At 62.0% G+C, this 7,592-nt stretch carries 4 protein-coding genes; 2 read left to right on the top strand and 2 right to left on the bottom strand.

The window, feature by feature from the left end; all coding sequences use genetic code 11:
- Window positions 1-124: 124 nt before the first annotated feature.
- Window positions 125-706: a YceI family protein gene (locus NTD89_RS17040; RefSeq protein ID WP_242194161.1), complete on the top strand. Its 582-nt coding sequence runs from the start codon at window positions 125-127 to the stop codon at window positions 704-706.
- Between the two features lies 1 nt (window position 707).
- Window positions 708-1,865 (top strand): phospholipase D-like domain-containing protein, encoded by a 1,158-nt coding sequence (locus NTD89_RS17035; protein ID WP_262208735.1) that lies wholly within the window; start codon window positions 708-710, stop codon window positions 1,863-1,865.
- Between the two features lie 21 nt (window positions 1,866-1,886).
- On the opposite strand, the gene NTD89_RS17030 is transcribed toward NTD89_RS17035, so the two are convergent.
- Both NTD89_RS17030 and bglX read right to left on the bottom strand, forming a co-directional pair.
- The gene (locus tag NTD89_RS17030; RefSeq protein WP_262208734.1) at window positions 1,887-4,928 is read right to left on the bottom strand and encodes a S8 family serine peptidase; all 3,042 of its coding nucleotides are present in this window, start codon (window positions 4,926-4,928) and stop codon (window positions 1,887-1,889) included.
- A gap of 163 nt (window positions 4,929-5,091) precedes the next feature.
- Window positions 5,092-7,383 (bottom strand): beta-glucosidase BglX, encoded by a 2,292-nt coding sequence (bglX, locus tag NTD89_RS17025; RefSeq protein ID WP_106577061.1) that lies wholly within the window; start codon window positions 7,381-7,383, stop codon window positions 5,092-5,094.
- Window positions 7,384-7,592 lie beyond the last annotated feature (209 nt).

Raw genomic sequence — 7,592 nt, 5'->3', positions numbered from 1 at the left:
GTCTGTCAGCGTTTTCTTTCACTGATTCACCGCAATCGCAGGCAAGCCAGCTCCCACATTAGATTTGCGCCGCTTGTGATATTGCGCTTAAGGTTCGCCCAGGTTTTTTGCCTCATGAGTCTTTATGTTCAACGTCAAACCCCTGGCCTTCGCGCTGTTGACCTGTGCCGCCATGCCCGCCCACGCCGACTGGTACCTGGATAACGAATCCTCACGCCTGTCGTTCGTCACCACCAAGAACACCGAAATTGCAGAAGTGCATCGCTTTCTGGTGCTGCACGGCAAGGTCGACAGCCAGGGCGCGGCCCAGTTGGAAGTGGAGGTGGAGTCGATCAACAGTGGCATCCCGCTGCGCGATGAGCGCATGCGCAATGACCTGTTCGACATCAAGACCTTCCCCGAAGCGCTGATCAGTGCGCAGATCAACCTGCAACCCATCAACGATCTGGCCCCCGGCGCGCAGCTGGAATTGCGCCTGCCGTTGAGTGTGACGTTGCACGGCAAGACCCAAACCTACAGCGCCGAACTGCTGGCCACGCGCCTGGATGACCGACGCTTTCAAGTGGTGACCCTGGAGCCGGTGGTGTTGCATGCCGAAGACTTTGACCTGGCGCCGGGCGTGGCGACCTTGCGCAAAGCGGCGGGGCTCAAGTCGATCAGTTTGTCGGTGCCGGTGGGTGCGGTGCTGATTTTTACGGCGCGCTGACGTGAGCGGCGCAGTCTTCCCGTGGCGCAGCGCCAACCGTTTCGAGTTGCTGATCGACGGCCCGCGTTTCTTCCCGCAGATGCTGGCGGGCATTGCCCGCGCTGAGCGGCAAGTCGAGTTGGAGTTGTACCTGGTGGAAGCCGGCGCCTGCGCCGACGCTTTGGTGCAGGCGCTGGTACTCGCCGCCGAGCGCGGCGTGCGGGTGCGCTGTCTGTTTGATGATTACGGCAGCCTGGCGTTTACCCTGGGTTTGCGTAAGCGCCTGACCGACGCGGGCGTGGAGCTGCGGTTCTACAATCGCCTGAGCTGGCGGCGCTGGATGCGCAATCTGTACCGCGACCACCGCAAGCTGTTGCTGATTGACCAGAGCATTGCCGTGATCGGCGGCACCGGCGTGACCGATGAATTCTGGACGCCAGGGCATGACACGGCCGAATGGCATGAAGTGATGGTGCAAATCAGCGGCCCGCTGGTGCTGGACTGGCAAGCGCTGTTCGAGCGGCAATGGCACGCCAATGCCGCTCGCCGTGAATGGAAGCCCGCTACCCATTTTGGTTTGCCGCGCCTGCCCAAGGTGCCGGCCACCGGGCCAGGCCTGGGGCGCGTTGCCTATGCCGACGCGCGTCAGCACCGCGATATCCTGCAGTCGCTGATCCGCGCCTTGAACAGCGGCCAGCAAAGAATCTGGCTGGCCACGCCGTATTTTCTGCCGACCTGGAGCGTGCGCCGTGCCTTGCGCCGCGCGGCGGGGCGTGGGGTGGATGTGCGTTTGCTGCTCACCGGCCCGCGCACCGATCACCCGTCCGTGCGCTACGCCGGGCACCGTTATTACCCGCGGTTGTTGCGCGCCGGCGTGCAGATTTTCGAATACCAGCCGTGCTTTCTGCACCTGAAAATGGTGCTGGTGGACGATTGGGTGAGCATTGGCTCGTGCAATTTCGACCACTGGAATTTGCGCTTCAACCTGGAAGCCAACCTGGAAGCGCTGGACCCGCAATTGACGCTGGCCGTGGCCGGCAGTTTCGAACGCGATTTTGCCAAGAGCCAGGCCGTGAGCCTCGAAGCGTGGAAGTCGCGGCCGTTGTGGCGGCGGGTCAAGCAGCGGGTGTGGGGCTGGATTGATCGCTTGGTGGTGAATCTGTTGGATCGGCGGGGGTAGGGCGCCCCCGCCCTTTGCTGACTAAAACTGCAACCTGTACTGCGCCGTAAGGCTCTGGTCGCGCGTGCGCTCACCGCGCTGTTGGCTGAAGCCGAAGTCCAACGTGCTGTCGCGGCTCAGGCGCGCGGTGGCGCCCAGTTCCAGGCGGGTGCTGAGGCGATCCAACGGCGCGCCGCTGACGCTCATCATGCGGCCGCCGTCCCAGGTGGCCTGAGTGGTCGGTTGCAGGTCGCCGCTTGCATGGGTATAAGCCAGGCCGCCACGCAGGCTCAACCATGACGGGCCGATCTGCGCCTTGCCCAGGTCGAGGTTGACCCGCACGCCACCGGTGGTCAGGTTGACGTTTTCCTTTGCGCCTTTGCCCTTCAGTGCAGCCATGCCTCCGTGCTCTTTGAAGCCTTCACTGCGCTGTTGCACATTGGCCAGTTGCAGGTACGGCTGCCAGTCCCAGAAGGCATGGCTGAACCTATAGTTGGCCTCGGCAAACGCCTGCACGGTGCGGCTGGCGTATGTGGCGGTCAGTCGGTTGTCGACGCCGGGGAAGCTGACGCGGCGTGTTGTCTCGATCTCATGTTGCGTATAGGCGATGCCGCCATACACGCCGAACGCGTCCCATGTGTGGCCGGCATGCAGGGCCAATTGGTAGGTGTCGACGCTGGCTTTGCCACGCGAACCGGCCCTCACCTCCGTGCGGCCGCTGCCGGCAACCACGCCCACGCGAGTGCCTTGCTCCAGCGTGTGGTCGAACCCCAACAGCAGGCCCGTGCCGTTGTGGTGAGTGCGCGTGGTGTTGCTGTTGCCTGCGAGTTGGCCGGATTGACGCGGTAGTTGCACCCAGATGCCTTGGTTCTTGGCGTCGAGTGCGGCGTCGCGGCTGTCTTGCGCCAGGCGCTGACGGTCGATTGCGGCCTGGCGCACGACACGGCTGTTTTCAATCAGCACCGCTTGGGTGCTGGCATGCAGTTCGCCGCTCAACGAGTCCAGGGCTGCAGGTGCCTGCTCGGGAAACAGCGCGGTCAGGCGTTGCAGCAGCGGCGAGGGTTGGGTTTCAGCATCTGCAGCATTGGCGACGGCGCGTTGGTTGGCAGTCTGCGCCGCTGATGCCAGTGACTGACCGCGGCCAAACTCCACCAGCAAGTGATTGCCTTGCTTGACCTGGGAAACGCTGAGGAAAGGCGAGAACTCGCGGCGGTCTACCGAGGTAAATTCGCCATTCAACGCACCTTGGGCTTGAAGGATGCTGTAACGCTGGCCCAGGTAATAGTGGTTGGGTTGCGCACTCAGGTACAACGAGCCGCCGTTGATGGACGCCTGATTTTGGACCTGCAATCTGGCCTGGGCCGTTTGGCTGGTCAGCCCGGTCATCAGGATTGAACCGGCGGCCTGTTGGTAGTTGCCCTCGACGGCCAGCAAACCATTCAGGCGCAGCAGACCGCCTTCAAGGTTAACGTCACCCTTGAGGTTATTGGTGGCGTCCAGCTCCAGAACACCCTCTTTGAGCGTGACGCCGGCAAAGCTGTTATTGCCGCTCAGGCGCAGCCAGCCGATACCGGTTTTTTCCAGGTGCCCCGGGCCGCTGATGTCGTTGCGCCAGTCGTCCCAGACGCCGCCTTGCCAGACCCTGGCGCCGCCGGCGGGGCGGTCCATGTTGACCACGGTGTCGACCCGCAGTTGGCCGGGGCCATCGATGGCTTTTTTCAGGTTCATCAGGCCCCAGCCATAGACGTCGTCTACGCCAGGCTCGCCCAGGTCGGTGGCGGTGGTCAGCAACACGTCGCGGATTTGCGGGTTGTCGAGGTAGGGGAAGCGTTCCATCAGCAGGGCCAGCCCGCCGGTCACGTGCGGGGCGGCGATGGAGGTGCCGGAGGCGGTGAGGTAGTTGAACGCGGGATTGTCGCCGGTCACCTTGAAACCATCGACTTCGCCGTCGGCGTCATGGTGGTTTTCGGTGGTGATCGAACCCGACACCCAGGCTGAGGTGATATTCGTTCCGGGTGCCGCCAGGCACCAGTCTTTGCTGAAGCCGCAGCGGTAGGAGCGATCGCTCAATGTCAGGCTTTGATCGAGGTTGACCACGGTCAGCCAATAGGGCTCCAGCGCCTTGATTGCGCGGGGCAGGCTCGAATGGACGCCGGTAAACGGTGCTGTTTGGGGCGAGGCGTTGGCCGTGTCGGTATTGCCTGCTGCCCATACCTGCAACATGCCGTATTTGATTGCACCCTCGGCTGTGGCCTTGAGCTCTTGATATTGATTTATCTCGGCCAGGAAGGCGTCGAGTTCTGCCTCACCCGCCAGGGGCGTAGGTGTGCCCCAACTGTGATTGACCACGCGTACCTGTTGTTCGTGCAGTTGCGCGTAAGCCATGCTCACGGCTGCAGGCGTCACGTTGGTGACGCTGAAAGGGCTTAAACCCGGCCCACCAAGGTAGCTGTTACTGAATTTGCGCACGGCACTCATGTGGGCGCCGTAGGCCACGCCCTGGATGCCAGAGCCATCACGGTTGGCGACTATCCTGCCGGCAACGTGAGTGCCGTGAGCGTTGTACTGAGTGCTCACATTTTTCAGATAGTTATCAAGCTCTTCGCGGGTGATGTCGCCATTGGCAATGGCCTCCTCCAGGCCAAGCAAGGCTTCGGGAGGCAGTGAGTCGATGACGTTCACCGCTGAACGCTCACCCTCGCTGAAAAAACAGCCATCGGCCAGCACCGTCTCACTCATGCAGCCAGGGTCGGCCAGGCGCACGCCGGAATGGGGCTTGCCGGCAAATTCAGGGTGGCGCACATCGGTTCCAGAATCGTAAACCCCCACCCGTACGCCTGTGCCGCTCAACCCCCTGGCGTAGGCGTCGTCGGCACCGATTGCACCCAGCCCCCAGTCTTTGTTGAACTCTGGACTGTGCCAGCTGGCTGCATCGTGCAAGCGGCCTTGTTCGACGTAGCTGGTTGCTTGAACCGACAGGCTCGACAGGCATCCGAGCACACAGAGGGCGACAGCCGCTGGCTTGAATGATGATTGAGCGGGCGCCTGTGTTGCGGGCGCTCGAACGGTTTTCGGGGGCGACATGGTCCACACACCTGCACAGTTATTTCGGGTCAATAGCGTGCGTGAGTAGGCCGGGAGCGTGATGTAGGACTTGGCTTGAAGCGGGGAGGGAACGCTGACTTTTTACTGACTGAGGCGGGGAAGGGCGCAAGCCCCCTCTCCCACGAAGAGGGGGCTGCACGTATTACAGCAATTCGAACGTCTGCTGCTGCACGTCCTGGGAATCCAGCCCGATCTGCACATTGAACTGGCCCGGTTCCGCGGCGAACTTAAGCTGGGTGTTGTAGAACTTCAGGTCCTCTTCGGTGATGGTGAAGTGCAGCGTGCGCTCTTCACCGGCCTTGAGCATGACCTTCTGGAAGTTCTTCAGCTCCTTCACCGGGCGGATCATCGAGCCGGCCACGTCCTGGATATACAGCTGCACCACGGTTTCGCCGTCGACCTTGCCGGTGTTTTTCAGCGTGACGCTGGCGTCGAGCTTGCCGGTCTTGTTCAGGGTCGTGGACGACAGCGCCATGTCGGACAGGCTGAACGTGGTGTAGCTCAGGCCATAACCAAACGGGAACAGCGGCCCGGTGACGTCATCGAAGTATTGCGAGGTGTAGTTGCCCGGCTTGCCCGGCGTGAAGGGCCGGCCAATGCTCAGGTGGTTGTAGTAGGTCGGAATCTGCCCCACCGAACGTGGGAAGGTGATCGGCAGCTTGCCCGACGGGTTGTAGTCACCGAACAGCACGTCGGCAATCGCGTTGCCGCCTTCGGTGCCGGCGAACCAGGTTTCGAGGATCGCGTCGGCTTGTTGGTTCTCGTCGAGAATCGACAGTGGGCGGCCGTTCATCAGCACCAGCACCAACGGTTTGCCGGTGGCTTTGAGGGCCTTGATCAGGTCGCGCTGGCTTTGCGGGATGTTCAAATCGGTGCGGCTCGAGGATTCGTGGGACATGCCACGCGACTCACCTACGGCCGCCACCACCACGTCAGCATCCTTCGCCGCTTTCACCGCTTCGTCGATCAGCACTTGGGCTGGGCGGGTGTCATCCACCACTTCCGGCGCATCGAAGTTGAGGAAGTTGAGGTAGTCGACCACGGCCTTGTCGTTGGTGATGTTGGCGCCACGCGCGTAGATCACTTTGCCTTTTTCGCCGATCACGGCATTGATGCCGTCGAGCAGGGTCACCGATTGTTCAGGCTTACCGGCGGCAGCCCAGCTGCCCATCATGTCGATAGGGGCCTTGGCCAGCGGGCCGACCAGCGCGATGGTCGCGGATTTTTTCAGCGGCAGGGTGTCGTTCTGGTTTTTCAGCAGCACCAGGCTGCGCCGTGCGATATCACGGGCGTCGGCGCGGTGCAGGCGGCTCTCGGCATAGGTGTCGGCCGGGTCATCCTCGGCCTTGCCGATGCGCAGGTAAGGGTCGTTGAACAGGCCCATGTCGTACTTGGCGCCGAGCACTTCGCGCACGGCGTTGTCGATGTCGCTCTGTTCGATTTCGCCGGACTTGAGCAGCCCGGGCAATTCCTTGCCATACAGCGAGTCGTTCATGCTCATGTCGATGCCGGCCTTGATCGCCAGCTTGGCGGCTTCACGCCCGTCCTTGGCCACGCCGTGCTTGATCAGCTCGAAGATCGCGCCGTGGTCACTGACGGCCAGGCCTTTGAAGCCCCAGTCTTTGCGCAGCAAGTCGTTCATCAGCCAGGTGTTGGCGGTGGCGGGCACGCCGTTGATCGAGTTCAACGCCACCATCACGCTGCCGGAACCGGCCTTGATTGCCGCGTGGTACGGCGGCAGGTAGTCCTGGTACATCTTGACCGGGCTCATGTCGACCACGTTGTAGTCGCGACCGCCTTCTACCGCGCCGTACAGGGCGAAGTGCTTGACGCTGGCCATGATGCTGTCGGCATTGGCGGGGCTGGCGCCCTGGAAGGCCTTGACCATGACCTCGGCAATGCGCGAGACCAGGTAGGTGTCTTCGCCAAAGCCTTCGGATGTACGGCCCCAGCGTGGGTCGCGGGAGATGTCGACCATCGGTGCAAAGGTGATGTCGAGGCTGTCGGCGGCGGCTTCCTGGGCGGCGATGCGCCCGGAGCGGCCGATGGCGTCCATGTCCCAGCTGGAGGCCAGGGCCAGGCTGATCGGGAAGATCGTGCGGTGGCCGTGGATCACGTCATAGGCGAAGAACATCGGGATCTTCAACCGGCTGCGCATGGCCGCGTCCTGCATCGGACGGTTTTCCGGGCGGGTGATCGAGTTGAAGGTGCCGCCGATGCGGCCGGCGGCGATTTCCTTGCGGATCAGCTCGCGGGGCATTTCGGGGCCGATGCTGATCAGGCGCAATTGGCCGATCTTTTCATCCAGGGTCATCTGCTTGAGCAGGTCGCTGACAAAGGCGTCCTTGTCTTTAAGCGCAGCAGGCTTTGTTTCTGCCCAGACGGGGTGAGTGGCCAGAGTGGCAACAAGGCCGAGCAAACACAGCTTCTTCATGAATATCCTTTTTCGGCTACTGCACAGCGAAAATGCGCCGCTCTGCCAAAATGTGGGGAACATATGTTGTTGTTCGAGTGTTATTGCACTAAATGCACGACACTTATGAACTCTTATTCGCGCTGGGCATCTTTTTAGCTGATTGGCTCAATGCAATCCAGTGGTGGCGGCGGATTATGCCCCAAGCGCGTGGTTTAAAGGGTTAGTCG

It is taken from the genome of Pseudomonas sp. 14P_5.3_Bac1, assembly GCF_025466135.1.
Taxonomy (GTDB): domain Bacteria; phylum Pseudomonadota; class Gammaproteobacteria; order Pseudomonadales; family Pseudomonadaceae; genus Aquipseudomonas.
Note: the sequence above shows the minus strand (reverse complement) of the source record. Positions and strands in the feature narration are given on the sequence as shown.

Coding starts and splice junctions, on each gene's coding strand:
- NTD89_RS17030 (WP_262208734.1), bottom strand. CDS start 4,928: ATGTCGCCCCCGAAAACCGTTCGAGCGCCCGCAACACAGGCGCCCGCT.
- NTD89_RS17040 (WP_242194161.1), top strand. CDS start 125: ATGTTCAACGTCAAACCCCTGGCCTTCGCGCTGTTGACCTGTGCCGCC.
- bglX (WP_106577061.1), bottom strand. CDS start 7,383: ATGAAGAAGCTGTGTTTGCTCGGCCTTGTTGCCACTCTGGCCACTCAC.